Raw genomic sequence first — 24,757 nt, forward strand, 5'->3', positions numbered from 1 at the left:
GCCCGTCTTCGACGGTTCCCAAAACAAACCGGCGGGGTGAAGGCCCCGCCGTTCCTGTTTCAATGGCCCGCGCCCCTGCTCTTCTGCCGGGCATTGCGCGAGAGCATGTTCAGCAACTCGACGAGTGCCGAGAAGGCCATGGCGGCGTAGATGTAGCCCTTGGGCACATGGAAGCCCATGCCTTCGGCGATCAGCGTCGTGCCGATCATCAGCAGGAAGGCCAGCGCCAGCATGACGATGGTCGGGTTCTTCTCGATGAAGTTGGCGAGCGGCGTCGCGGCCAGCAGCATGACGGCGACGGCCACGAGCACGGCGACCACCATGATCGGCAGGTGCGGCGTCATGCCGACGGCGGTGATGATGCTGTCGATCGAGAAGACGAGGTCGAGGATCAGGATCTGGCCTATGGCGGCGGCGAACGACGTGGTGACCGCGCCGCCGACCATGTCCTCCTTGTGGTCGACCGGGTCGACATTGTGGTGGATCTCCTTCGTCGCCTTCCAGACGAGGAAGAGGCCGCCGGCGATCAGGATCATGTCCTTCCACGAGAAGCCGTGGTCGAACAGCGTGAAGACCGGCGTCGTCAGCTGGACGATCCAGGCGACGGTGCCGAGCAGCGCAAGACGCATGACAAGCGCAAGGCCGATGCCGATGCGGCGGGCCTGCACGCGATGTTCGGCGGGCAGCTTGTTGGTCAGGATCGAGATGAAGATGAGGTTGTCGATGCCGAGAACCACTTCCATCACGACGAGCGTGACGAGTGCGATCCAGGCGGCCGGGTCTTGCACGAGCGCAAGAATGCTGTCCATCCGGTCTTTCCTCTCCATGAATACGGGTATGGACTTCCGTATTTATGCAGAATCCGGCCGCTGACAAGCGAGCGGGCCGCCGTTCCGGCGAATATCACGATTTCGTCATCCGATGCGCGGGTTTCCGGCGCTTCTCAAGGCTTCGCGCCGTAGGCGGCGAGGAACATGCGGATGGCGGAGGTGACGTTCTTCTCGATCGTCGCCCGCGACGGCACCTCTTCCATCGCGCCGAAGATGCGCGGCTTGAAGAGGCCGACCGTGGTGAGCTCGATGAACTGCTTGGCGGCATGCGTGGTATCCTCGCATGCGATGATGCCCTCGGCCGCCTGGCGGTCGAGATATTCCTGCAGCACCGAGACGGGATTGATCGGCGTCGCGGAAAAGAAGCGACTACAGAGCATCGGCAGGCGATGGTTGGCGGCGATCACCATGCGCATGGCGCGGATCGTCTGGTCCGCCGTCATGTGGGTGGCGAAGAGCACGCCGAAATCGGCCAGCGTCTCGGTGATCGGCTTCTTTCCGTCGAGCACGTGGCGGACCGTCTCGGTGATCCGGTTGCGCTCGCGCTCGATCATGTAGCCGAACAGGTCTTCCTTGTTCTCGAAATAAACGTAGATCGTGCCCTTGGAGACGCCGGCGGCGCGCGTGATGTCGTTCATGCTGGCCGCTTCGAAGCCCTGCTCCATGAACACGCGCTTGGCCCCGTCGAGGATCTGCTCGCGCTTGGCGGGGTCCTCGCCCGCCACGCGGCGACCCGCATGGGGGGCAGCCATCTTGTCTTCCGTCGTATGCATCTCCGTTCCCGTGCGCAAAGCCTGATGTGAAGTATTTCGAACCACCCGGTTCGATTTCACTTGATATGCGGGAAAAAGAGGACTATGTCAAATCGAACCGAACGGTTCAGTTCAGTTAATTTTTAAATTTCACCCCGAGAATGGTGGCATGCGCATGTCGACTTCCCATGGCGCCGGCACGGCGAAGGTTCGCCCGGTCAACGACGATTTTGAGGCCGAGACCGCGGAGGCCCGGCCGGTGACGACGGCGGAGGCCGCGGCGCCCGAGGCCGTGGCCGCGCAGCCCGAGAAGAAGAAGGGCGGCCGCCGCATGATGCTGCCGATCCTCGGTCTTGCGTTGCTCGCCGCCGCCGGCTGGTACGGCTACCAGTGGTGGACGCATGGTCGCTTCATGATCTCGACCGACGACGCCTATATCGAGGGCGACATCGCCTCGATCTCGCCGAAGGTCTCCGGCTATGTGGCCGCGGTCAATGTCGTCGCCAACCAGACGGTCAAGGCGGGCGAGCCGCTCGTCACGCTCGACGACGGCGACTATCGTCTTGCCAAGGAGCAGGCCGAGGCGCAGATCGCCACCCAGAAGCTCGCGCTCGACCGCATCGACGCGCAGATCGACGGCGCGAAGGCGAGCCTTGCCCAGGCGGAAGCCCAGAAGACCGCCTACCAGGCCGCGCTCAACGGCGCGGAAGTCGCCGAAAAGCGCGCCAAGGAACTGAATGCCAAGGCCGTCGGCACAACCGCCTCGCTCGACAGCGCCACGGTGGCGCTCGACCAGGCCAAGGCGAACCTCGTCGGCGCGGATGCCAATATCGTGTCCGCAAAGGCGAATATCGCTGTCCTCCAGGCCCAGCGCGCCGAATCCGAGAGCGGCATCCGCACGCTCGAGCTTGCCCGCGACAAGGCCGCGCGCGACCTCGGCTTCACCGTGCTGAAGGCGCCCTATGACGGCGTCGTCGGCAATGTCTCCGTGCAGGTCGGCGATCTCGTCTCGGCCGGCCAGCGCCTTGCCGCGCTGGTTCCGGTGACGGACCTCTATGTCGAGGCGAACTTCAAGGAAACGCAGATCGCCCATCTCGTGCCCGGCTCGAAGGTGCACCTGCATGTCGACGCCTATGAGGACGATGACATCCTCGGCACCGTGTCCTCGATCGCGCCGGCTTCCGGCTCGGTCTTCTCGCTGCTGCCGGCGGAGAACGCGACGGGCAATTTCACCAAGGTCACGCAGCGCGTGCCGGTCCGCATCGCCCTTCCGAAGGAAGCGCTGGACAGCGGCAAGCTTCGTGCGGGCCTGAGCGTGGTCGTCGATGTCGACAGCCGCACGGCCCCCGCGGGCTCGGCGGTCGCCGCGACGGCCGAGTAACTTTCGGATCCAACGTTTACCGCATCCTGCGGCCGGGTGACGACACCCGGCCGCAGGATGCTCCAGCAAGGGAGCGCGGGCTATGGCCGCGACCGCTCAACCGACTGCCGGCGCATTTGCGGGCGCGCCCGCCCATGCCGACAAGGTTCCCGTCCGCCGCGTCATCGCGTTCTTCGCGATGGTCTTCGGCATGTTCATGTCGATCCTCGACATCCAGATCGTCTCGGCCTCGCTGTCGGAGATCCAGGCGGGCCTCGGCGCGGGCGCGGACGAGATCGCCTGGGTGCAGACCTCCTACCTGATCGCCGAAGTCATCATGATCCCGCTGTCCGGCACGCTGGCGCGCATCGTCTCGACGCGCGTGCTGTTCAGCTTCTCGGCCGCCGGCTTCACCATCGCCAGCGCCCTTGCGGCGACCGCGACGAATATCGACCAGATGATCGTCTACCGCGCCATCCAGGGCTTCATCGGCGGCGGCATGATCCCGTCGGTCTTCGCGGCGGCCTTCACCATCTTCCCGCCCTCCAAGCGTTCCGTCGTCTCGCCGATGATCGGCCTCGTCGCGACGCTCGCGCCGACCATCGGCCCGACGGTCGGCGGCTATCTCAGCCATGCCTTCTCCTGGCACTGGCTGTTCCTCGTCAACATCATTCCCGGCATCATCGTCACGGTCCTGACCTTCAACCTGATCGATTTCGACAAGCCGGAATTCGGCCTGATGAAGCGCTTCGACTGGTGGGGGCTCATCTCCATGGCGGTGTTCCTCGGCTCGCTCGAATACGTGCTGGAAGAGGGCAACAACAAAGACTGGTTCAGCGACGAGCATATCGTGCTCGGCTCTGTCGCCGTCGCCATCGGCGCCATCGTCTTCTTCTGGCGGGCCTTCAAGGTGCCGTTCCCGGTGGTGGACCTGCGCGCCTTCGCCAACCGCAACTTCGCCTTCGGCTCGGTCTTCTCCTTCGTCATGGGCATCGGGCTCTATGGCCTCACCTATCTCTATCCGCTCTATCTCGGGCGCATCCGCGGCTACGATTCGCTGATGATCGGCGAGACGATGTTCGTCTCGGGCCTTGCCATGTTCTGCACCGCGCCGATCGCCGGCATGATGTCTTCGCGGCTCGATCCGCGCGTCATGATGATGATGGGCTTCGGCGGCTTTGCGCTCGGCACATGGTCGATGACGCAGCTCACCGCCGACTGGGATTTCTACGAGCTGCTTGTGCCGCAGATCCTGCGCGGCGTCTCGCTGATGATCTGCATGGTGCCGATCAACAACGTGGCGCTCGGCACGCTGCCGCCCGACCGCATCCGCAATGCGTCCGGCCTCTTCAACCTGACGCGAAACCTCGGCGGCGCCGTGGGCCTTGCGGTCATCAACACCATCCTCACCCAGCGTTCGCAGGAGCATTATCTGCGCCTGTCCGAGCATGTGCAGTGGGGCAATCCGGTCGCCGTCGAGCAATTGCGCAACATGGCCTCGAACTTCTCCGCCCATGGCCTCGACGGGCCGACCATCGCCATCAAGCAGATGGCCGGCATGGTGCAGCAGCAAGCCTATATCCTGTCCTTCATCGATATCTTCCTGCTCCTGACCGTCCTCTTCGGCTCGCTCGTCGTCTGCGCCTTCGCGATCAGCAAACCGCAATCGGGTGTCGGGGGCGGGGGCGGGCACTGAGCCCGCCCGAAACCCTCTTGCCGGGACATCGGTCCGTCCGCCAGAATGGCGGCGTGATCGATGCCCGGAGGCCCGCATGCCGTTCAATCCCACCCGCCGCCATCTCCTGACAGCCGCGGGCGGCCTCGGCCTTTCCCTCGCCCTGCCGAGGCTCGCGATTGCCGCCGGGGCGCAGCGTCCCGTGACGGACGCGACCTTCCTCTTCTCCTGCGATGTCCATGCCTGCCTCGTTTCCGCTGACGGCCTCAGTCCGGATTGCGCGGCCGAGGGCAAGACGGATGCCGCGCTGCTGCGGCATGTCGCGGCGGTCAATGCGGTCGGCGGCCTCGTCTGGCCGGCGGTCATCGACGGCAAGCCCTCCGGCCTTGCGAGCGCCGGCGCGCCCATCGCCGCGCCCCTCGGCCTCGTGCTTGGCGGCGACATGACGGATGATGGCGGCGGGCAGGTGAAGGTGCCGGGCGAGGGGTGGCAGCTCCAGCAATTCACCAGCCGCTACCAGCAGGGCACCGGGCCGGATCGGGTGCACTACCCGGTCTATAACGGCCTCGGCAATCACGACCTCGACCAGGACGGCGTGCCGCCACATGTCGACTGGTATCGCCGGGAGCTGCGCGACTATGTCGAGCTCAACCATCGCTCCACGGTCTTCTATAAGGCGCCGGTGCCGGTGACGAACTACGATCTCGATTCGGACAACTATTCCTGGGACTGGGGCGGGCTGCACCTCATCCAGCTCCAGCGCTTCGGCGGAGACGATACGAAGGGGGCGATCAGCGGCCTCAACTGGCTGCAGCAGGACCTTGCAACCTATGCCGCAGACGGCCGGCCCGTCGTGCTCTTCCAGCATTACGGCTGGGACCATTTCTCCACCGAGCACTGGGACCCGGCGGCGAAGACCTTCGATCCGACCGGCGCGGGTCCCGCGCACTGGTGGAGCGACGAGGAGCGCGCCGCCCTCCTTGCCGCCCTCAAGGGCTACAATGTCGCCGGCATCTTCCATGGCCACGAGCATCCGACGCCGATGATCTACAACCGCGAGGGCTACGATATCTTCAAGCCCATCGCCGCCTTCCTCGGCGGCCTCGCGCTGGTGCGCGTCACCGACACCTTCATGGACGTCGCCCTGGCGAAGGCCGGCGAGAACCCCGCCGATCTCCTCTTTACCCACGCCTTCAGCAAGCGTCTCTAGGGCCCGTAAAACCGGCCTCCGGACCTTGCCTGAAAATTTCTGATTTACGTACATCAAAAAATCCTCTAAGGCTCTCGCCACGGAGGAGAGATGAGACCCACGGTTCACGATATCGCCGACAAGGCGGGCGTCAGCCTCGCCACGGTCGACCGCGTCCTGAACGACCGGCCGGGCGTGCGCGGCGTCACGCGCGCGAGGGTGGAGGCGGCGATCGCCGCGCTCGGCTATGTGCGCGACGTCGCGGCGGCGAACCTTGCCAAGAGCCGCGTCTACCCGCTCGTCTTCATCCTGCCGGAGGGCGACAATCCCTTCATGCGCGGGCTGGAGGCGGAGGTGCGCCGCGCCGGCCTCCATTCCGCCGCCGAGCGCACCCGCCTTTCCGTGGCGACGGTGCCGGCCTTCGACGCGGCGGCGCTGGCGAAGGCCATCGATGCCGCCATCGCCGAAGACGTTTCCGGCATTGCCGCTGTTGCCGTGGATGCGCCGGAGGTCTCCGACGCCATCGCCCGCGCGCATGAGGCCGGCATTCCCGTCGTCACCCTCGTTTCCGACCTTGCTGCTTCCGGCCGCGATCATTTCGTCGGTGTCGACAACATCGCCGCCGGCCGCACCGCCGGCAGCCTGATGGGCCGCTTCCTCGGCGGCCGGCCCGGCCCGGTCGCGGTGCTCGCCGGCTCCATGCGCGTGCGCGACCATGGCGAGCGTCTCGAAGGCTTTCTCGCCGCCATGTCGGCCATGCCGGAGGCCCGCGCCATCCTGCCGGTGCTGGAAGGGCAGGACGATCCGGAGCTTTCCTTCTCGCTGATCGCCGATTGCCTCGCCAATGTGCCGGACCTTGCCGGCATCTACAGCCTCGGCGCCGGTAATCGCGGCCTGCTTGCAGCGCTCGCGGAAAGCGGCAGGAGCGATCTCTGCGTGATCGTGCACGAGTTGACGGGCGAGACCCGGGCGGCGCTGGAAAGCGGCGTCGTCGATGCCGTGCTCAACCAGGATGCCGGCCATGAGGTGCGCAGCGCCATCCGCGTGCTGCGCGCCAAGGCGGATGGCCTGCCGGTCAATGCCGCGCAGGAGCGCATCCGCCTCGACATCTTCATCAAGGACAACCTCCCGGCCGGCCCGGACGAGGAAAACTAGGAGACAGCCATGTATCTCGGGATCGACCTCGGCACGTCGGGCGTGAAAGCCATGCTGATCGATGGGGACCAGCGGGTCGTCGGCTCGGCCTCCGGCAAGGATGTCGAGACCGCGCGCCTGCATGCCGGCTGGTCGGAACAGGATCCGGCCGACTGGATCCGCGCCACGGAGGAGGCGATCGCCAGCCTTCGCGCCACCCACCCCGCGGAATTCTCCGCCGTGCGCGGCATCGGCCTTTCCGGCCACATGCACGGCGCGACGCTGATCGATGCGGATGACAAGGTGCTGCGCCCCTGCATCATGTGGAACGACACGCGCAGCCACAAGGAAGCCGCCGCGCTCGACGCCGATCCGCGCTTCAGGAAAATCACCGGCAATATCGTCTTCCCCGGCTTCACCGCGCCGAAGCTTGCCTGGGTGAAGAACAACGAGCCCGATACCTTCGCGAAAGTCCGCTGGGTGCTGCTGCCCAAGGATTATCTCCGCCTCTGGCTGACGGGTGAGCACCTCTCCGAAATGTCCGATTCCGCCGGCACCTCCTGGCTCGATACCGGCGCGCGCAAATGGTCCGCCGAACTGCTGGCCGCGACCGACCTCGAAGAGCGCCAGATGCCTGGTCTCGTGGAAGGCACCGAGCCGGCCGGCACGTTGCGGCCGGAACTTTCGTCGAAATGGGGCCTCGGCGAAGGCGTCGTCGTCGCCGGCGGGGCAGGGGACAACGCGGCCTCGGCCTGCGGCATGGGCACGGTGCGCGAGGGCACGGCCTTCGTTTCGCTCGGCACGTCCGGCGTGCTCTTCGCGGCGAATGCCAGCTACCTGCCGAACCCGGAAAGCGCCGTGCACGCCTTCTGCCACGCACTGCCCAATACCTGGCACCAGATGGGCGTCATCCTTTCGGCGACCGATGCGCTCAACTGGCATTCCCGCGTCACCGGCGCTTCCGCCGCCGATCTCACGAAGGAACTCGGCGAGGCGCTGAAGGCGCCGTCCAGTGTCACCTTCCTGCCCTATCTCTCCGGCGAGCGCACGCCGCACAACGATGCCACCATCCGCGGCGCCTTCCTCGGCCTCGGCCATGAGAGCGGCCGTCCGGTGCTGACGCAGGCGGTGCTGGAGGGTGTGTCCTTCGCGCTCCGCGACAATCTCGAAGCGCTGAAATCCGCCGGCACGCGCCTGTCGCGCGTCACCGCCATCGGTGGCGGCTCGCGCTCGCGCTACTGGCTGAAGTCCATCGCGACGGCCCTCGACCTTCCCGTCGACCTGCCGGCCGATGGCGATTTCGGCGCCGCCTTCGGTGCCGCCCGCCTCGGCCTCATCGCCGCGACGGGCGCGAACCCGATGGAGGTGCTGACCGCGCCCGCCACCGCCGAAACCATCGAACCCGAGGCCGCGCTCACCGCCGCCTACGAGGATGCCTACCAGCGCTACCGCCGCCTCTATCCGGCGATCCGCGCCGCCTACTGATCAACGACCATTCAAGAGGAGACACCCATGGCCACCGGCTTCTTCGGCGATATCGCCAAGATCAAGTATGAAGGTCCCGAGAGCACCAATCCGCTCGCCTTCCGTCACTACAATCCCGACGAGATCGTCATGGGCAAGCGCATGGAGGATCACCTGCGCTTCGCCGTCGCCTACTGGCACACCTTCGTCTGGCCGGGCGGTGACCCCTTCGGCGGCCAGACCTTCGAGCGCCCGTGGTTCGAGGATACGATGAAGGCTGCGAAGCTGAAGGCCGATGTCGCCTTCGAATTCTTCCAGCTCCTCGGCGTTCCCTTCTACTGCTTCCATGACGCCGACGTGCGCCCGGAAGGCAAGGACTTCGTCGAAAACACGAAGAACCTCAACGAGATCGTCGACTACTTCGCTGAAAAGCAGGCCGCGACCGGCGTCAAGCTGCTCTGGGGCACGGCGAACCTCTTCTCCAACCGCCGCTACATGGGCGGCGCCGCGACCAATCCGGACCCGGATGTCTTCGCCTTCGCCGCCGCGACGGTGAAGACCTGCATCGACGCGACGCAGCGCCTCGGTGGCGACAACTACGTGCTGTGGGGCGGCCGCGAGGGCTACGAGACGCTGCTCAACACCAATATCGGCCAGGAGCTCGACCAGCTCGGCCGCTTCGTCAACATGGTGGTGGAATACAAGCACAAGATCGGCTTCAAGGGCGCGATCCTCATCGAGCCGAAGCCGCAGGAGCCGACCAAGCACCAGTACGACTACGATGTCGCGACGGTCTACGGCTTCCTGAAGAAGTACGGCCTGGAAAACGAGGTGAAGCTCAATATCGAGCAGGGCCATGCGATCCTCGCCGGCCATTCCTTCGAGCACGAGCTGGCGCTCGCCAATGCGCTCGGCGTCTTCGGCTCCATCGACATGAACCGCAACGACTACCAGTCCGGCTGGGATACCGACCAGTTCCCCAACAACGTGCCGGAAATGGCGCTCGCCTATTACCAGGTCCTCGCCGGCGGCGGCTTCACGACCGGCGGCACCAATTTCGACGCCAAGCTGCGCCGCCAATCGATCGACCCGGCGGATCTGCTCATCGGCCATATCGGCGGCATGGATTGCTGCGCGCGCGGCTTGAAGGCGGCGGCGAAAATGGTCGAGGACAAGGCGCTCTCCGGCCCGCTCGCCGAGCGCTATGCCGGCTGGCAGAAGCCGGATGCGCAGAAGATCCTTTCCGGCGGTTCCTCGCTGGAAGCGCTGGAGGCCTATGTGCTTTCCGGCGGCATCAACCCGCAGCCGCGCTCCGGCCGGCAGGAACTGCTGGAAAACGTGGTCAACCGCTACGTTTGAGTGGCTTTGCGATATCGAGAGGGGCGCCGAATGGCGCCCTTTTTCGTTGCGGGCTGAAACATTCGCCGCAGATACCCTCTCTGGCCCGCACCCATGCCGGCTGAGACAGCTACCGCTTCAAAAACCGCCGCGCCGGGGTGGAGACGGAATTGCGCACGATGAGGTCCGGCGTCAGCAGGATTTCGGCTTCCGGCGGTTCGCTCCCCGAAAGCAGCTCCAGCAGAAGCGCCATCGAGCTCTTGCCGATGGCGGTGCGCGGCTGGCGGATCGTGGTGAGGGAAGGCGACATGAAGGTCGCCTGCGGCACGTCGTCGAAACCGGTCACGGAAAAGTCCGTCGGAATGTCGTAACCGCGCGCGCCGAGGCCGATCATCACGCCGATGGCCGTCTGGTCGTTCACGCACATGAAGGCGCTCGGCAGCGTGTCGCGCATGAAGAGCTGTTCGAGTGCGAGGCGCCCGCTCTCGATGGTGCCGTCGCCTTCGAGGATGAGGCGGTCGCGCGGCGGCACACCGGCGGCGTCCAGCCCCTCGTCATAGCCCTGCCGGCGGCGGCTATAGGCAAGGCGCGTGCGCGAATCGCCGATGAAGGCGATCTTGCGGTGGCCCTCGGCGATCAGCAGGTCGACGGCCTTGCGCGCGCCCTCGATATCGTCGACGCCGACATAGGGGATGCCGCCATTATAGACCGGCTCGAAGACGCCGACGCTGGGCGGCAGGCGCGCGGTCATGCTCTGGTGGCCGAAGGGCAGGATGCCGGTGAAGAGGATCAGCCCCGCCGCCTGGTTGGAATTCAGGAACTTCAGATATTCGAGGCCGCGCTGCGGATCGTTCTGCGTATGGCCGATGAGGATGCCGTAGCCATGCGCCCGTGCCTCGTTTTCCAGGCCCACGAGGATGTTGGAGAAGTTCGGGTCGCCGATATCGGGCGCCACGACGAGGATCATGTTCGACCGGCCGAGGCGAAGGCTGCGCGCCATCGCATTGGTCGTGTAGCCGGTGATGGCGATGGCCTGGTTGACCTTCAGCCGCGTCGAGTTCGCCACCTTTTCCGGGGTATGGATCGCCCTTGAAACGGTCGCGATCGAGACCTGCGCGATGCGCGCTACATCCTCGATCGTGGCAGGGCTGGACGTCGACAAACTGGCTCTCACTTAGCGATGGCAGGTCCGGGAAGACGCCCGAAACCGCGTCAAACAAACGAAGTGCGGGGGACACTACACAGACTGGCCCGAGGGTCAAACGGCGCTTGGTGAAAATTCCTGATATCCAATGATGTAAACCTTTACATAGCCAGTGTAAAGGTTTACATCATGCTCAAGCGGTAGGGAGCCGCAGGGAGAAAATCGATGAATCCGGACGCTGCCGACGGGGCTCCCGTCGTTCTCGCTGCACGCCGTATCAGCAAGTCTTTCAATGGCGTACAGGTTCTGTTCAGCGTCAATTTCGAGCTTCGCGCCGGCGAGATCCACGCGCTCATGGGCGAGAACGGCGCCGGCAAGTCGACGCTGGTGAAAATCCTCTCCGGTTTCGAGCAGCCGACCTCCGGCGAGATCCTGCTGGACGGCCAGCCGGTGAAGCTGCCGCCGAACGGGCAGGCCGAAGCGCTCGGCATCGTCATCATCCATCAGGAATTCAATCTCGCCGAACATCTCACCGTCACCGAGAGCCTGTTCCTCGGCCGCGAGGTCACGCGCTTCGGCGTGCTCGACCGCAAGTTCATGCGCGCCGAGACGCGCCGCGTGCTCGACCAGCTCGGCTCCCATGTCGATGAGAATGCGCTGATCAGCTCGCTCTCCATCGCCGACAAGCAGATGGTGGAGATTGCGAAAGCCATCAGCCGTGACGCGCGTATCATCTTCATGGACGAGCCGACGGCCGTCCTCTCCCGCGAGGAGACGAACTACCTCTTCCGCCAGGTGCGCAAGCTGCGCGAAAAGGGCACGTCCTTCGTCTTCGTCTCGCACAAGCTGGACGAGGTGATGGAGCTGACCGACCGCGTCACGGTGCTGCGCGACGGCCAATGGGTGAAGACGGCGCCGACCAGCATTCTGGATGGCGAATCCATCGCCCAGCTCATGGTCGGCCGCGAGCTTTCCAGCCTCTATCCCGCCAAGCAGGAGCCGAGCGTCGACGAGGAAGTCACGCTCGCCGTCGAGGGGCTTTCGACGGGTTATGTCAAGGATGCGAGCTTCGAGGTCCGCAAGGGCGAGATCCTCGGCTTTTCCGGCCTGATCGGCTCCGGCCGCTCGGAATTGATGGAGGCCGTTGCGGGTCTTCGGGCGCGCACAGCCGGCGAGGTCAGGCTGCGCGGCGAGAGCGTGCCGGGCGGTGACGTCCATGCCGCCAACCGCGTCGGCATCGCCTATATGACCAAGGACCGCAAGCACAAGGGCCTGCTGCTGAACTCCCGCATGACGGCGAACCTCACGCTGCAATCGCTGGAGAAGCACGGCAGCTACGGCTATCTCAGCCCGAAGAGCGAGGCGACCGCGCTGGAGCGCGCCCGCCGCCGCTTCGATATCCGCGTGCGCGACGGGCGCGTCGTCGCCGGCCGCATGTCGGGCGGCAACCAGCAGAAGCTGCTGCTCGCCAAGGTCATGGAGACCGAGCCCGACGTCATCATCATCGACGAGCCGACGCGCGGCATCGATGTCGGCACCAAGCAGCAGATCTACCATTTCATCTCGGCGCTCGCCCGTGACGGCAAGTCGATCGTCGTCGTCTCCTCGGAGATGCCGGAGATCATCGGCCTGTGCACGCGCGTCGCCGTCATGCGGGAAGGGCGGATCGTCGGCATTCTCGAAGGCGAGGAGATCTCCGAGCAGGAGATCATGCGCTATTCGGCCGGCCTCAAGAAAAAGACCGCGGCCTGATCGCCGCCAGAACAACGAATTACGTCGGGGACGAACATGACGGAAGACGCAGTCGAAACGAAGCCGCGGGGCCGAAGCTGGCGGGATGTGGATCTGAGGGCCGTCGCGCCCTTTGCCGCGCTCGCGCTGCTCCTCATCGTCGGCGCGCTGGTGAACCCCAACTTCATCGGGCTCAACAACCTCGCCAATGTCGCGACGCGCAGCGCCTTCATCGCGATCATCGCGGTCGGCGCGACCTTCGTCATCTCCTCGGGGGACCTCGACCTCTCGGTCGGGTCGATGGTGGCCTTCGTCGCCTCGATCATGATCCTCTTCATGAATTCGGGCGTGATCGCCGATCCCGGCATGATGCTTGCCGCCGCCGTCGTGCTGACGCTGGTCATCGGCGCGGTCTGCGGCCTTGCCAACGGCCTCATCACCACGGTCGGCAAGATCGAGCCCTTCATCGCCACGCTCGGCACGATGGGCATCTATCGCGGCCTCACCACCTGGCTGTCGCAGGGCGGCGCGATCACGCTGCGCGAGCCGGAACTGCAGGCGATGTATCGCCCGGCCTATTTCGGCTACATCCTCGGCGTGCCGGTGCCGATCGTCGTCATCCTCGTCGTCACGGCCATCGCCGCTTTCGTGCTCTACCGCACGCGCTACGGCCGTCATGTCGTGGCGGTCGGCTCGAACAGCGACGTCGCGCGCTATTCCGGCATCCCGGTCAACCGCGTGCGCACCATCGCCTTCGTCATCCAGGGCCTGTGCGTCGCCATCGCCGTGCTGCTCTATGTGCCGCGCCTCGGCTCGACCTCCGCCACCACGGGCATCCTGTGGGAATTGCAGGCGATCACCGCGGTCGTCGTCGGCGGCACGGCGCTGAAGGGTGGGGCGGGCCGCGTCTGGGGCACGATTTGCGGCGCCTTCATTCTCGAGCTGGTCGGCAACATCATGCTGCTCTCCAACTTCATCAGCGAATATCTGATCGGGGCCATCCAGGGCGCGATCATCATCATTGCGATGCTCGTCCAGCGCTCGCTGGTGCGGAAGTCGTAGGACTAGCCGGGTCAACGGGTCGCCCGGTCAGAAAACAGACCTGCTTTTGGGAGGAAACTCATGCGCAAGAAACTTTTGGGCCTGACGGTCGCCGCCATGGCGCTCATCGCCGGCGCCGTGCACGCAGAAGACAAGAAGGTGACGATCGGCGTGTCGATCCCGGCCGCCGACCATGGCTGGACCTCCGGCGTCGTCTACCATGCCGAGCGCGTCGCCAAGCTCCTGATGGAGCGCAATCCGGGCCTCAACGTCATCGTCAAGACCTCGCCCGATCCGGCAAGCCAGGCGAATGCCGTGCAGGACCTGGAAACGCAGGGCATCGACGCGCTCGTCATCCTGCCGACCGACCCGGATCCGCTCGTCAACGCCATCAAGGAAGTCAAGGGCAAGGGCACCTTCGTCGCGCTGGTCGACCGTGCGCCGAGCACCAACGACAATTCCGTGCGTGACCTCTATGTCGCCGGCAACAACTTCGCCCTCGGCCAGACAGCCGGCGAATATATCAAGACCACGACGCCGGATGCCGAAGTCGTCGTCATCCGCGGCATGGCGATCCCGATCGACCAGCAGCGCCAGGATGGCTTCGACAAGGGCATCGAAGGCTCGGGCGTCAAGATCCTCGATCGCCAGTACGGCAACTGGAACCGCGACGACGCCTTCAAGGTCATGCAGGACTACCTGACCAAGTACCAGAAGATCGACGTCGTATGGTGCCAGGACGACGACATGGCCGTCGGCGTCCTCCAGGCCATCGAGCAGGCCGGCCGCACGGACATCCAGTATGTCGTCGCCGGCGCAGGCTCGAAGGACATGATCAAGAAGGTCATGGACGGCGACAAGATGATCCCGGTCGACGTGCTCTATCCGCCGGCAATGGTCGGCACCGCGCTCGAAATGACCGTCGCCAACTTCTACGGCCAGGTCCCGGTCCGCGGCGTCTACACCATCGACGCCACGCTGGTGACGAAGGACAACGCGAAGGACTTCTACTTCCCGGATTCCCCGTTCTGATCTGACGACGAAGCGAGCCGCCCGGGTTTTCGGCCCGGGCGGTTTGTCCATGACCGCGCCACGTTCTCCTTCGTCGTGGTCGGGTCAAGCCGACCACGACGAAGGAGAGATGGTAGGATGTGGCGAACACTGCCGGATATCCGTGCCGCGTCATCCATCGCCTCACATTCCACCGACATCGATAATTCCGCATTGCCCGCCCGGCCAAAGGCCGATAGCTTTCCACGCTCTGCGGTACGTACCGCAAAAATATCATCGACTGGCCGCGACCATGGCCAGCTCCATGGGAGGAAGCCGAAAATGAAGACGATCAAGGGCCCCGGCCTGTTTCTCGCACAGTTCGCCGGCGATGCCGCGCCGTTCAATTCCTGGGACTCGATCACCAAATGGGCGGCCGATATCGGCTACAAGGGCGTGCAGGTCCCGACCTGGGATGCGCGCCTGATCGACCTGAAGAAGGCGGCGGAATCCAAGGCCTATTGCGACGAGTTCGCCGGCAAGGCGCGCGAGAACGGCGTCGAGATCACCGAGCTTTCCACCCATCTGCAGGGCCAGCTCGTCGCCGTGCATCCCGCCTATGACGAGGCCTTCGACGGCTTTGCGGCGCCGCAAGTGCGCGGCAATCCGAAGGCGCGGCAGGCCTGGGCCGTCGAGCAGGTGAAGATGGCGCTGACGGCGTCGAAGAACCTCGGTCTCAATGCGATGGCCAGCTTCTCCGGCGCGCTCGCCTGGCCCTTCGTCTATCCCTGGCCGCAGCGCCCCGCCGGCCTCGTCGAGACCGCCTTCGACGAACTGGCGAAGCGCTGGAAGCCGATCCTCGACCATGCCGAGGAGAACGGCGTCGACATCTGCTACGAGATCCATCCGGGCGAGGACCTGCACGACGGCATCACCTATGAGATGTTCCTGGAGCGTACCGGCAACCATGCCCGCGCCTGCATGCTCTACGATCCCTCGCATTATGTCCTGCAGTGCCTCGACTATCTCGACAATATCGACATCTACAAGGACCGCATCCGCATGTTCCATGTGAAGGATGCCGAGTTCAACCCGACGGGCCGGCAGGGCGTCTACGGCGGCTACCAGAGCTGGGTCAACCGCGCCGGCCGCTTCCGTTCGCTCGGCGACGGCCAGGTCGATTTCGGCGCCGTCTTCTCCAAGATGGCCGCCAACGATTTCGCCGGCTGGGCCGTGGTCGAATGGGAATGCGCGCTGAAGCATCCTGAAGACGGCGCCCGCGAAGGGGCCGAATTCGTCAAGGCACACATCATCCGCGTGACGGAAAAGGCCTTCGACGACTTCGCCGACGCCGGCACGGACCAGGCCGCCAACCGGCGCATGCTCGGGCTTTGAAGGTCGGGGATACCCCCCTCTGCCCTGCCGGGCATCTCCCCCACAAGGGGGGAGATCGGATGCGGCGGGGTGTTGCCATATCCGACATGGCACCAGTCAATCTCCCCCCTTGTGGGGGAGATGTCACGAAGTGACAGAGGGGGGTGAGCCTCCCGTAGCAACACCTAGGAGGAAACACCCAATGGCAATCGAAGGAAGCGCAAACGAAACGCGGGAGCGCCGCATCCGGCTCGGCATGGTCGGTGGCGGCTCGGGCGCGTTCATCGGTGCGGTGCACCGCATCGCCGCCCGGCTCGACGATCATTACGAGCTTGTCGCCGGCGCGCTCTCGTCCTCGCCGGAAAAGGCCGAGCAGTCGGCGCGCGAACTCGGGCTCGACCCGTCGCGCAGCTATGGCAGCTTCAAGGAGATGGCGATCCGCGAGGCCAAGCTGAAGAACGGCATCGAGGCGGTGGCGATCGTCACGCCGAACCATGTGCATTACGAGGCCGCGAAGGAATTCCTGAAGCGCGGCATCCACGTCATCTGCGACAAGCCACTGACCTCGACGCTGGCCGACGCGCGCAAGCTGAAGAAGCTCACGGAAGAGAGCGACGCCCTCTTCGTGCTCACCCACAACTACACCGGCTATCCGATGGTCCGGCAGGCCCGCGAGATGATCCGGAACGGCGAGCTCGGCGCGATCCGCCTCGTGCAGATGGAATATCCGCAGGACTGGCTGACCGAGGATATCGAGAGCAGCGGCCAGAAGCAGGCCGCCTGGCGCACCGACCCCACGAAATCCGGCGCGGGCGGCTCCACCGGCGATATCGGCACCCATGCCTACAATCTCGGCTGCTTCGTCTCCGGCCTCGAGCTGGAGGAGCTTACCGCCGATCTCGACAGCTTCGTGCCCGGCCGCCGGCTGGATGACAACGCCCATGTCATGATGCGCTTCAAGGAGAAGGACGGCGTGCGGGCGAAGGGCACGCTCTGGTGCAGCCAGGTCGCGCCCGGCCATGAGAACGGCCTCAAGGTCCGCGTTTACGGCACCAGGGGCGGCCTCGAATGGGTGCAGGCCGATCCGAACTATCTCTGGTACACGCCCTTCGGCGAGCCGAAGCGCCTCATTACCCGGGGCGGCGCAGGCTCCGGCCCGGCCGCCGCCCGCGTCAGCCGAGTGCCCTCGGGCCACCCGGAAGGCTACCTCGAAGGCTTCGCCAATATCTATTCCGAGGCCGCCCGCGCCATCCATGCCAAGCGCAGCGGCGCGAAGGTCGATCCGGCCGTCACCTATCCGACGGTCGATGACGGCCTCAAGGGCATGCTCTTCGTCGATGCCTGCGTGCAGTCGTCGAAGAAGAACGGGGCCTGGGTAAAGGTGTAAGGCGGCTTAGTCGGCGAAGATGCCGCCGAGGCGGATGACCATCTTCTTGTCGAAGAGCTGTTCGCGGTCGAACATCCAGTTCAGCGCGTCCCTGGCGGTCCAGGGACGCTTGTAGGGGCGGGTGCTCGTCAGGGCCTCGAAGACGTCGCAGACCGTGGCGAGACGGATTTCGGGGCCGATCCTGTCGGCCTTGAGCCCGGCCGGGTAGCCGCTGCCGTCAAGCGCCTCGTGATGATACCGGCAGATGTCCAGGATTATCTCCGAGACATTGCCCTGTTCCTTCAGCAGGCGATAGCCGATTTCCGGATGGTTGCGCACCACCCGCCGTTCCGCCGCCTCCAGCCCGCCGTTCTTGTTGAGAATGGCGTTGGGCACCATCAGCTTGCCGACATCGTGCAGCAGCCCGGCGACGCCGAGCTCGCGCATCGCGTCCTCGGCATAACCGAGCGCGCGGGCAAGCCGCATCATCAGCGCGCTCACCGCCAGCGAATGCACATAGGTGCCCTTGTCCTTGCTCTTGAGGCGCGTGACCTTGAGGAAGATATCGGGCGAAGCCTCGATCCGGTCGGAAATCTCGTCCGCGACCGGGTTCAGCGCCTCCACCTGCAATTGCCCCATGCGAACCGCATCGAAGCTTCCGCGCAGCGTTTGCGTCGCTTGCGCCACGGTCTCGATCGTGCGCTGGCGCTCTTCCGCCTGCAATGTCGAGGGAGCGGCACCGTCGATATCGACAGTACTCTTCTGCGGATTGACCAGCGCATAGGTGGCCGAGGTGGCTAGGATGGCGCGCAGCGTGTCGTCGGACTGGACGAGGAAGCGGCGACCGGAAAATTCGGTATCGGGGCATTCCACGGATTCGATGAACATGCCCTTGCGAACGAGATGTTTCGGAATTCGCCGTACCACGCATCTGTCTCCAGCCACCCCGGCATTTTGAGGGTGAATTCCTAATCGTTGTTTAAGTGACCGCTGTTTTTCCCGCGGCCTCGCACCGGCCGCCAGGAAAAATCGCGGCACGATTTTCCCCGCCCTCCGAAGCTGTGCCTACAATCCCCCCATCCCGCCACGGATACACTGCAAGGCGTTGCAGCGAGGCGGGGTCGGCGCGGGGCGGGAGGGGAAGACGCAGAACCTCTCGCACCGGGCTCGCGGAAAATGGTCTCCCTCCGGCGACACGGGGGAAGCGGCAGGGCCTCGGACCAACCCTTTCGCTTCACGCCCCGAACGGCGCGCCGGGCGTGCCTGTGCGGCACACAAGGGGGCAGGAGACGGCGGATGCGTCGGCATCGTCCGCCGGGATGGGTACCGTCCGGAAGGAAACCCCTTCCGTCCGTTTCGCCATGGAGCGCTGGGCGGATGCAAAAACGGAAAGGCCCATGCCGGAAACCGGCGAGCAACATCCTCTTCTTCCGCCCTTGCAGAGGGACCCAAGTCGCGAGCACAAACCGCTGAACGGGGCGCTGAAAGGTGCCACACTAAACCATTTCAGATGAGGCAGCTTCCAGCGCCCCGTCCGATGGCAGAACATCCACCCGGCGTTTCGGCGTGCGGGCCGTTCGGTATGCTTCGCGATTGACTTTTCATGAAATGGCGATACTGCAACGTTACAGGTGCCGTTCACACGGCAAAAACCCTCCCGGCACAGAGAAGACCGATGATCGACCCCAAGACCCTTGCCGACCGCTTTCCCGGCGATTTCCTCTTCGGCGTGGCGACCGCCGCCTTCCAGATCGAGGGCGCGGCGAAGATGGACGGCCGCAAGCCGTCGATCTGGGATGCCTTCTCCAACATGCCGGGCCGCGTCTTCGGCCGGCATAACGGCGATGTCGCCTGCGATCACTACAACCGGCTGGAGGAAGACCTCGATCTCATCAAGTCGCTCGGCGTCGAGGCCTATCGTTTCTCCATCGCCTGGCCGCGCATCGTGCCCGAGGGCACGGGACCGGTGAACGAGAAGGGGCTCGGTTTCTATGACCGCCTCGTCGACGGCCTGAAGGCGCGCGGCATCAAGGCCTATGCCACGCTCTATCATTGGGACCTGCCGCTGATGCTGGCGGGAGAGGGCGGCTGGACCGCGCGGCAGACCGCCTATGCCTTCCAGCGCTACGCCAGGACCGTCATCGCCCGCCTCGGCGACCGGCTGGATGCCGTGGCGACCTTCAACGAGCCCTGGTGCTCCGTCTGGCTCAGCCACCTCTACGGCATCCACGCGCCCGGCGAGCGCAACATGGATGCGGCGCTGCACGCCCTGCATTTCACCAATCTCGCCCATGGCCTCGGCGTCTCGGCCATCCGCGCCGAGCGGCCGGACCTGCCCGTCGGCCTCGTGCTGAACGCCCATTCGATCTATCCGGGCAGCAAAAGCCCGGCGGACAAGGCGGCCGCCGACCGCGCCTTCGATTTCCACAACGGCGTCTTCTTCGGCCCGGTCTTCAAGGGTGCATATCCGGAACGCTTCCTCTCCGCCCTCGGCCATCGCATGCCCGCCATCGAGCCCGGCGACATGGAAACGATCGCCCAGCCGCTCGACTGGTGGGGCCTCAACTACTACACGCCCATGCGCGTCGCCGACGATCCGGCTGAAACCGCGGAGTTCCCGGCGACCGTGCCGGCCCCGCCGGTGGCGGATATCAAGACGGATATCGGCTGGGAGGTCTATGCGCCTGCCCTTGGCGATCTCGTGCGCAAGTTCAATGCCGACTACACGCTGCCCGACTGCTACATCACGGAAAACGGCGCCTGCTACAATATGGGCGTGGAGAACGGCACGGTGGACGACCAGCCCCGCCTCGACTACATCGCCGACCATCTCGGCGTGACGGCGGACCTCATCAACGAGGGCTACCCGATGCGCGGCTATTTCGCCTGGAGCCTCATGGACAATTTCGAATGGGCGGAAGGCTACCGCATGCGCTTCGGCATCGTGCATGTCGATTACGAGACGCAGGTGCGCACGGTGAAGAAGAGCGGCCACTGGTATGGCGCGCTGGCGGGGCAGTTCCCGAAGGGCAACCATCGCGCGGGCTGAGCAAATGGGGATGCCCGCCCCTCATCCCGCTGCCGCGACCTTCTCCCCGCAAGCGGGGCGAAGGCGCAGGAGGCACGCCTTTCCCATCACGAAAGGCTTGTGGTTGGAAACAGGCATTGCATCCGTCCCTTCGCCCCGCTTGCGGGGAGAAGGTGCCGGCAGGCGGATGAGGGGCGGCTTCCCGCCGCTATTTCCCCAGATGCCGCTCGCCGCGCTTCTTCGCGAGGTCCATCTGCTTCTGCCGCTGGCGGAAGCGCATCCGGTCTTCCTCGCTGCGCTCGCTATGGCAATGCGGGCAGGAAACGCCGGCCTCGTAGAGCGGGGAGGTGATTTCCTCCGCGGTCAGCGGATGGCGGCAGGCGCGGCAGAGCTTGTGCTCGCCTTCTTCGAGGCCATGGGTGACGGAGACGCGCTCGTCGAAGACGAAGCAGGCGCCCTCCCACAGGCTTTCCTCCGGCGGCACGTCCTCGAGATATTTCAGGATGCCGCCCTTGAGGTGGTAGACCTCGTCGAAGCCCTCGGCCTTCATGAAGGCGGTCGCCTTCTCGCAGCGGATGCCGCCGGTGCAGTACATGGCGATCTTCGGCTTGTTGTGCAGGCCGGTGTTCTGGCGCACCCAGTCCGGGAATTCGCGGAAGGTCTTGGTGTTCGGATCGACCGCGCCCTTGAAGATGCCGATGGCCGTCTCGTAGTCGTTGCGCGTGTCGATGACGATCGTGTCGGGATCGGAGATCAGCGCGTTCCAGTCCTTCGGCGCCACATAGGTGCCGACGGAGCGGTTGGGATCGATATCCTCGACGCCCATGGTGACGATCTCCTTCTTCAGCCGCACCTTCATGCGCAGGAAGGGCATGTCGCCGGCGCGGCTTTCCTTGTGCTCCAGCCCGGAAAATTCCGGCTGGGCGCGCAGGAAGGAAAGCACGACCTGGACGCCGGCATCCGGCCCGGCGATGGTGCCGTTGATGCCTTCATGGGCGAGCAGCAGCGTGCCGCGCACGCTATGTTCCTCGCAGAGCGCCTGCAGGGGACCACGCAGTTCGGCAAAGCGGGGAACCGAGACGAAATGATAGAGCGCGGCGACGAGGAAGCCGTCGTTTCCAGCGGGCGAAGAGATCGTGTTTGTCATGGCCGCCACATACAGCTTTGGCGCATTTCAGGCAATGCGGCGCGGTGTAACGGATCAGGCGAGCTGGCGAAGGCTCGCGCCATTGCTGATGCCGAGCGCCATGGACTGGTTGGAATAGCGGCTTTCACCGGTCACTTCCCGGCCCACCCAGTTTGGCAGTTCCGGCTCGTCGTGGATCGAGGAGAGCTCGACCTCGGCGATCACCAGGCCACGATGGGCGCCGTCATAGACGTCGACCTCCCAGACATGGCCTTCATGGGGCACCTTGTAGCGCACCTTCTCGATGACCTTGCCGACTGCATGGCGCAGCATGTCCTCGGCCTCGTCGCGATCGATGTCGAATTCGTATTCGTCGCGCACCAGCGCGGCATGGCCGACCTTCAGCGTGATGCGCGCCCGTCCGTCGCCATAGAGGCGAACCCGCAGCGACCGGTCGTCCTGCGCGACGATATAGGCCTGCCTTATGGCGATGCCCTCGTTTGCAGAGCTGCGCCATCGTTGCCCCGATACCAGGAACTTCCGCTCGATCTCTTTTGCCATAGGCATGCTTTCGCTGTTGGAGATGGGCTTGGGCGAGGCAAACACTACACGATAAGTGTGTCATGACAAGGCCATGAATCATGCTTTAGGCTCGACACGACGTCGCGGACGCGGTATGCCGCTCTCATTTCAATCGTTTTAAAAGGTGGTGCCATGCGCGAGAAAAACGCCAAGCTCCTTTCCGTCCTGAAGCTGCAGCCGGTGGTGCCGGTGCTGGTCGTCGACGACGTCAAGACGGCGGTTCCGCTCGCGCGGGCGCTGGTCGCCGGCGGGCTGAAGGCCATCGAGATCACCCTGCGCACGACGGCCGCACTGGAGGCGATCCGCGCGGTCGCCAACGAGGTCGAGGGCGCCGTCGCCGGTGCCGGCACGATCCTCAATGCCGCGCAGTACGAGGCGGCGGTCGAGGCGGGCTCGCAGTTCATCGTCAGCCCCGGCACGACGCAGGAATTGATCGATGCGGCGGCGGATTCCGAAATCCCGCTGCTGCCGGGCGCGGCCACGGCCAGCGAGGTCATGGGCCTTCGCGAGGAGGGCTATCAGGTCATGAAGTTCTTCCCGGCCGAGCAGGCGGGCGGAGCGGCCTATCTCAAGTCGCTGTCCTCGCCGCTCGCCGGCACGCTGTTCTGCCCGACGGGCGGCATCTCGCTTTCCAATGCGCGCGACTATCTCTCGCTGCCGAATGTCGTTTGCGTCGGCGGCTCGTGGGTCGCGCCGAAGGATCTCGTCGCCAAGGGCGACTGGGCGGGCATCGAGAAGCTTGCCGCGGAAGCCGCCGCCCTCAAGGGCTGAAGGCAGGATCGACGGAATTGCGGACGGGCGGCCATCGGCCGCCCGTCATGCATTTGTAATTTGAAGGGGGCACTCCTATCTTGCCTTGCAGCCGGCTTCTTGCCGCGACAGGAGAAACGGAGACGCCCATGTTCGACCCCAAGACGTTGCTCGACCAGTTCCTCGGCTCGCAGGTGCCGGGCGCGGGCGGAACCGTGCGCGACCGCGCCGGCCAGGTCACCCAGCTCGCCAAGGACAATCCGCTTGCCACCATCGCCATTGCCGGCGTGCTGCTCGGCACGGATGGCGGGCGCAAGGTCGCGGGCTCGGCGCTGAAGCTCGGCAGCCTCGCCGCCATCGCCGGCCTCGGCTACCAGGCCTACAAGAATTATCGCGACGGGCAGAACCCGGCGGATACCGCGCAGGCCGGCACGCCGGAGCTCCTGCCGCCGCCGGCCGATTCCGGCTTCCATCCCGAGGCGGTCGGCACCGATTTCGCCCTCGTCCTCGTGCGTGCCATGATCGCCGCCTCGCGCGCCGACGGCCATATCGACGATGCCGAGCGCGCCCGCATCATGGACAAGCTGAAGGTCTCCGGGCTCGGCGCCGATGCCGCCCGGTTCCTCGAGGACGAGCTTGCCAATCCGGTCGATCTCGACGCGATCGTCGCGGCCGCGACGACCGAGGAACAGCGTGTCGAGCTTTATACCGCCTCGCGCCTTGCCATAGAGCCGAAGACGCGCGCCGAGCGCGGTTATCTCGATCTTCTCGCCGGGCGCCTCGGCCTTGCCGATGCGCTGGTCGACCATATCGAGGCGACGGTTTCGGCCGCGACCGTCTGACATTTACGGGGAGCGGCCGAACGCCGCTCCCTGCTTTGCCGATTGCTTCGGCCCGCCGGCTGTTCTATCCCTTCGGCAAGACCGAAGGAGGATTTTCATGCGCGATCTCAAGGACTGGAAAGGTTGCCCGCCGCCGGCGCCGGTGACGCTCGAAGGGCGCACTGTGCGCATCGAGCCCTATGATCGCGCCAAGCACCTCCAGCCGCTCTGGGATGCCTTCGGCGGCATGGCGATCAACCCGCTGCTGCGCTACTTCACGCAGGCCGACTTCTCGGGCATCGAGGGTTTCGACACGTGGTCGGAAGGCGCGATCAGGTCCGGCTGGGTGCGCGAGGTCATCGTCGACAAGGCGAGCGGCAAGCCGGCCGGCATGGCGCATTACATGCGGCCGGATCCGGCCAACGGCGTCGTCGAGATCGGCGGCATCGCCCATGGCGGCGGCATGTCGCGCTCGCCGCTCTCCACCGAAGCGCAGTATCTCCTCGCCAAGCATGTCTTCGAGGATCTCGGCTACCGCCGCTACGAGTGGAAATGCCACAACGACAACGCGGCCAGCAAGCGCACCGCCACCCGCCTCGGCTTCACCTTCGAAGGCGTCTTCCGCCAGCATATGCTCTCCAAGGGCGAGAACCGCGATACCGCCTGGTTCTCGATCATCGATAGCGAATGGCCGGTCGTCGCCAAGGCCTTCGATGCCTGGCTCCTGCCGGAGAACTTCGATGCCGAGGGACGGCAGAAGCGCAGGCTGGAGGATATCCGCGCCGAGATCGCCAAGGCGGACGCGGCGTGAGCGGCGAGGCCAAGGGAAAGTCGGCGGCGCTTGCGGCGCTGCTCATCCTGCTCGGCACGGGTGTGGTGTTCTATTTCCTGCCGCGCATGATGGTCGCGCTCGGCAATGTCTCGCCGTGGCTGGCGGGCGCCTTCGGCGCACTGCTGGTGCTCGGCTTCTTCCTCGTCTTCTGGCTCAGGGCGCGCTATCAGCGCAAGCGCGGCAACTAGAACGTCTGTTTCAACGCAATTCCGAACGCAAAACCGCTTCGC

General features: G+C 65.3%; 22 protein-coding genes. 16 read left to right on the forward strand and 6 right to left on the reverse strand.

What is annotated here, in order from left to right; genetic code table 11:
- Positions 1-59: 59 nt before the first annotated feature.
- Together DSD28_RS11800 and DSD28_RS11805 are read right to left on the reverse strand one after the other, a co-directional pair.
- Entirely contained in the window at positions 60-809 is a 750-nt protein-coding gene (locus DSD28_RS11800; protein ID WP_119256595.1) for a TerC family protein, read from the reverse strand.
- A 134-nt stretch (positions 810-943) separates the two neighbouring features.
- Positions 944-1,582 carry a TetR/AcrR family transcriptional regulator gene (locus DSD28_RS11805; protein ID WP_245424816.1) on the reverse strand — a complete coding sequence of 213 codons (639 nt, stop codon included), beginning with the start codon at positions 1,580-1,582 and terminating at the stop codon, positions 944-946.
- 175 nt (positions 1,583-1,757) lie between these two features.
- Here DSD28_RS11805 and DSD28_RS11810 point away from each other — a divergent pair, with 175 nt between their 5' ends.
- The 6 genes from DSD28_RS11810 to xylA all read left to right on the forward strand — a co-directional run bounded on the left by DSD28_RS11810 (position 1,758) and on the right by xylA (position 9,763).
- The gene (locus DSD28_RS11810; protein ID WP_119256786.1) at positions 1,758-2,963 is read left to right on the forward strand and encodes an HlyD family secretion protein; all 1,206 of its coding nucleotides are present in this window, start codon (positions 1,758-1,760) and stop codon (positions 2,961-2,963) included.
- Positions 2,964-3,045: 82 nt separating this feature from the next.
- A complete protein-coding gene (locus DSD28_RS11815; RefSeq protein WP_119256597.1) occupies positions 3,046-4,638 on the forward strand; it encodes a DHA2 family efflux MFS transporter permease subunit in 1,593 nt (530 codons plus the stop codon).
- 106 nt (positions 4,639-4,744) lie between these two features.
- Complete coding sequence (locus DSD28_RS11820) at positions 4,745-5,827, forward strand: metallophosphoesterase (protein WP_432430857.1); 1,083 nt, start codon at positions 4,745-4,747, stop codon at positions 5,825-5,827.
- 90 nt (positions 5,828-5,917) lie between these two features.
- Positions 5,918-6,961 (forward strand): LacI family DNA-binding transcriptional regulator, encoded by a 1,044-nt coding sequence (locus tag DSD28_RS11825; protein ID WP_119256599.1) that lies wholly within the window; start codon positions 5,918-5,920, stop codon positions 6,959-6,961.
- A gap of 9 nt (positions 6,962-6,970) precedes the next feature.
- On the forward strand, positions 6,971-8,425 hold the full coding sequence (gene xylB / locus DSD28_RS11830; protein ID WP_119256600.1) for a xylulokinase: 1,455 nt from the start codon (positions 6,971-6,973) through the stop codon (positions 8,423-8,425).
- A gap of 27 nt (positions 8,426-8,452) precedes the next feature.
- Complete coding sequence (gene xylA / locus DSD28_RS11835; protein ID WP_119256601.1) at positions 8,453-9,763, forward strand: xylose isomerase; 1,311 nt, start codon at positions 8,453-8,455, stop codon at positions 9,761-9,763.
- A gap of 109 nt (positions 9,764-9,872) precedes the next feature.
- Here xylA and DSD28_RS11840 read toward each other — a convergent pair whose 3' ends face one another.
- A complete protein-coding gene (locus DSD28_RS11840) occupies positions 9,873-10,904 on the reverse strand; it encodes a LacI family DNA-binding transcriptional regulator (protein WP_119256602.1) in 1,032 nt (343 codons plus the stop codon).
- Between the two features lie 207 nt (positions 10,905-11,111).
- Between DSD28_RS11840 and DSD28_RS11845 the strand changes: the two genes are divergently transcribed.
- The 5 genes from DSD28_RS11845 (at position 11,112) to DSD28_RS11870 (ending at position 17,409) form a co-directional block, all read left to right on the forward strand.
- Positions 11,112-12,638 carry a sugar ABC transporter ATP-binding protein gene (locus DSD28_RS11845; RefSeq protein WP_119256603.1) on the forward strand — a complete coding sequence of 509 codons (1,527 nt, stop codon included), beginning with the start codon at positions 11,112-11,114 and terminating at the stop codon, positions 12,636-12,638.
- Positions 12,639-12,674: 36 nt separating this feature from the next.
- On the forward strand, positions 12,675-13,679 hold the full coding sequence (locus tag DSD28_RS11850) for an ABC transporter permease (RefSeq protein WP_119256604.1): 1,005 nt from the start codon (positions 12,675-12,677) through the stop codon (positions 13,677-13,679).
- Positions 13,680-13,739: 60 nt separating this feature from the next.
- Positions 13,740-14,690: a substrate-binding domain-containing protein gene (locus tag DSD28_RS11855; RefSeq protein WP_119256605.1), complete on the forward strand. Its 951-nt coding sequence runs from the start codon at positions 13,740-13,742 to the stop codon at positions 14,688-14,690.
- Positions 14,691-14,990: 300 nt separating this feature from the next.
- Positions 14,991-16,043, forward strand: a complete 1,053-nt coding sequence (locus DSD28_RS11860; RefSeq protein ID WP_119256606.1) for a sugar phosphate isomerase/epimerase family protein — start codon at positions 14,991-14,993, stop codon at positions 16,041-16,043.
- A 181-nt stretch (positions 16,044-16,224) separates the two neighbouring features.
- Positions 16,225-17,409 carry a Gfo/Idh/MocA family protein gene (locus DSD28_RS11870; protein WP_119256607.1) on the forward strand — a complete coding sequence of 395 codons (1,185 nt, stop codon included), beginning with the start codon at positions 16,225-16,227 and terminating at the stop codon, positions 17,407-17,409.
- Between the two features lie 6 nt (positions 17,410-17,415).
- Here the strand turns inward: DSD28_RS11870 and DSD28_RS11875 are convergent, their stop codons facing one another.
- Positions 17,416-18,315: an HD-GYP domain-containing protein gene (locus tag DSD28_RS11875; protein ID WP_162911363.1), complete on the reverse strand. Its 900-nt coding sequence runs from the start codon at positions 18,313-18,315 to the stop codon at positions 17,416-17,418.
- A 748-nt stretch (positions 18,316-19,063) separates the two neighbouring features.
- Between DSD28_RS11875 and DSD28_RS11880 the strand changes: the two genes are divergently transcribed.
- A complete protein-coding gene (locus tag DSD28_RS11880; RefSeq protein ID WP_119256609.1) occupies positions 19,064-20,437 on the forward strand; it encodes a GH1 family beta-glucosidase in 1,374 nt (457 codons plus the stop codon).
- A gap of 187 nt (positions 20,438-20,624) precedes the next feature.
- Here DSD28_RS11880 and DSD28_RS11885 read toward each other — a convergent pair whose 3' ends face one another.
- Entirely contained in the window at positions 20,625-21,563 is a 939-nt protein-coding gene (locus DSD28_RS11885; protein WP_119256610.1) for a rhodanese-related sulfurtransferase, read from the reverse strand.
- 54 nt (positions 21,564-21,617) lie between these two features.
- Positions 21,618-22,103: a CYTH domain-containing protein gene (locus DSD28_RS11890; protein ID WP_119256611.1), complete on the reverse strand. Its 486-nt coding sequence runs from the start codon at positions 22,101-22,103 to the stop codon at positions 21,618-21,620.
- Positions 22,104-22,256: 153 nt separating this feature from the next.
- Here DSD28_RS11890 and DSD28_RS11895 point away from each other — a divergent pair, with 153 nt between their 5' ends.
- The 4 genes from DSD28_RS11895 (at position 22,257) to DSD28_RS11910 (ending at position 24,715) form a co-directional block, all read left to right on the forward strand.
- Positions 22,257-22,895 (forward strand): 2-dehydro-3-deoxy-phosphogluconate aldolase, encoded by a 639-nt coding sequence (locus DSD28_RS11895; protein ID WP_119256612.1) that lies wholly within the window; start codon positions 22,257-22,259, stop codon positions 22,893-22,895.
- 128 nt (positions 22,896-23,023) lie between these two features.
- On the forward strand, positions 23,024-23,716 hold the full coding sequence (locus tag DSD28_RS11900) for a tellurite resistance TerB family protein (protein WP_119256613.1): 693 nt from the start codon (positions 23,024-23,026) through the stop codon (positions 23,714-23,716).
- A 97-nt stretch (positions 23,717-23,813) separates the two neighbouring features.
- On the forward strand, positions 23,814-24,506 hold the full coding sequence (locus tag DSD28_RS11905) for a GNAT family N-acetyltransferase (protein ID WP_119256614.1): 693 nt from the start codon (positions 23,814-23,816) through the stop codon (positions 24,504-24,506).
- The gene (locus tag DSD28_RS11910) at positions 24,503-24,715 is read left to right on the forward strand and encodes a hypothetical protein (protein ID WP_119256615.1); all 213 of its coding nucleotides are present in this window, start codon (positions 24,503-24,505) and stop codon (positions 24,713-24,715) included. Before DSD28_RS11905 ends, DSD28_RS11910 begins: the two co-directional genes overlap by 4 nt.
- Positions 24,716-24,757: the final 42 nt, after the last annotated feature.

The organism is Shinella zoogloeoides (genome assembly GCF_003574625.1).
In the GTDB taxonomy this organism is placed as follows: domain Bacteria; phylum Pseudomonadota; class Alphaproteobacteria; order Rhizobiales; family Rhizobiaceae; genus Shinella; species Shinella zoogloeoides_A.

Coding starts and splice junctions, on each gene's coding strand:
- DSD28_RS11900 (WP_119256613.1), top strand. CDS start 23,024: ATGTTCGACCCCAAGACGTTGCTCGACCAGTTCCTCGGCTCGCAGGTG.
- DSD28_RS11890 (WP_119256611.1), bottom strand. CDS start 22,103: ATGGCAAAAGAGATCGAGCGGAAGTTCCTGGTATCGGGGCAACGATGG.
- DSD28_RS11845 (WP_119256603.1), top strand. CDS start 11,112: ATGAATCCGGACGCTGCCGACGGGGCTCCCGTCGTTCTCGCTGCACGC.
- DSD28_RS11895 (WP_119256612.1), top strand. CDS start 22,257: ATGCGCGAGAAAAACGCCAAGCTCCTTTCCGTCCTGAAGCTGCAGCCG.
- DSD28_RS11905 (WP_119256614.1), top strand. CDS start 23,814: ATGCGCGATCTCAAGGACTGGAAAGGTTGCCCGCCGCCGGCGCCGGTG.
- DSD28_RS11850 (WP_119256604.1), top strand. CDS start 12,675: ATGACGGAAGACGCAGTCGAAACGAAGCCGCGGGGCCGAAGCTGGCGG.
- DSD28_RS11885 (WP_119256610.1), bottom strand. CDS start 21,563: ATGACAAACACGATCTCTTCGCCCGCTGGAAACGACGGCTTCCTCGTC.
- DSD28_RS11805 (WP_245424816.1), bottom strand. CDS start 1,582: ATGGCTGCCCCCCATGCGGGTCGCCGCGTGGCGGGCGAGGACCCCGCC.
- xylA (WP_119256601.1), top strand. CDS start 8,453: ATGGCCACCGGCTTCTTCGGCGATATCGCCAAGATCAAGTATGAAGGT.
- DSD28_RS11800 (WP_119256595.1), bottom strand. CDS start 809: ATGGACAGCATTCTTGCGCTCGTGCAAGACCCGGCCGCCTGGATCGCA.
- DSD28_RS11860 (WP_119256606.1), top strand. CDS start 14,991: ATGAAGACGATCAAGGGCCCCGGCCTGTTTCTCGCACAGTTCGCCGGC.
- DSD28_RS11855 (WP_119256605.1), top strand. CDS start 13,740: ATGCGCAAGAAACTTTTGGGCCTGACGGTCGCCGCCATGGCGCTCATC.
- DSD28_RS11810 (WP_119256786.1), top strand. CDS start 1,758: ATGTCGACTTCCCATGGCGCCGGCACGGCGAAGGTTCGCCCGGTCAAC.
- DSD28_RS11815 (WP_119256597.1), top strand. CDS start 3,046: ATGGCCGCGACCGCTCAACCGACTGCCGGCGCATTTGCGGGCGCGCCC.
- DSD28_RS11825 (WP_119256599.1), top strand. CDS start 5,918: ATGAGACCCACGGTTCACGATATCGCCGACAAGGCGGGCGTCAGCCTC.
- DSD28_RS11870 (WP_119256607.1), top strand. CDS start 16,225: ATGGCAATCGAAGGAAGCGCAAACGAAACGCGGGAGCGCCGCATCCGG.
- DSD28_RS11880 (WP_119256609.1), top strand. CDS start 19,064: ATGATCGACCCCAAGACCCTTGCCGACCGCTTTCCCGGCGATTTCCTC.
- xylB (WP_119256600.1), top strand. CDS start 6,971: ATGTATCTCGGGATCGACCTCGGCACGTCGGGCGTGAAAGCCATGCTG.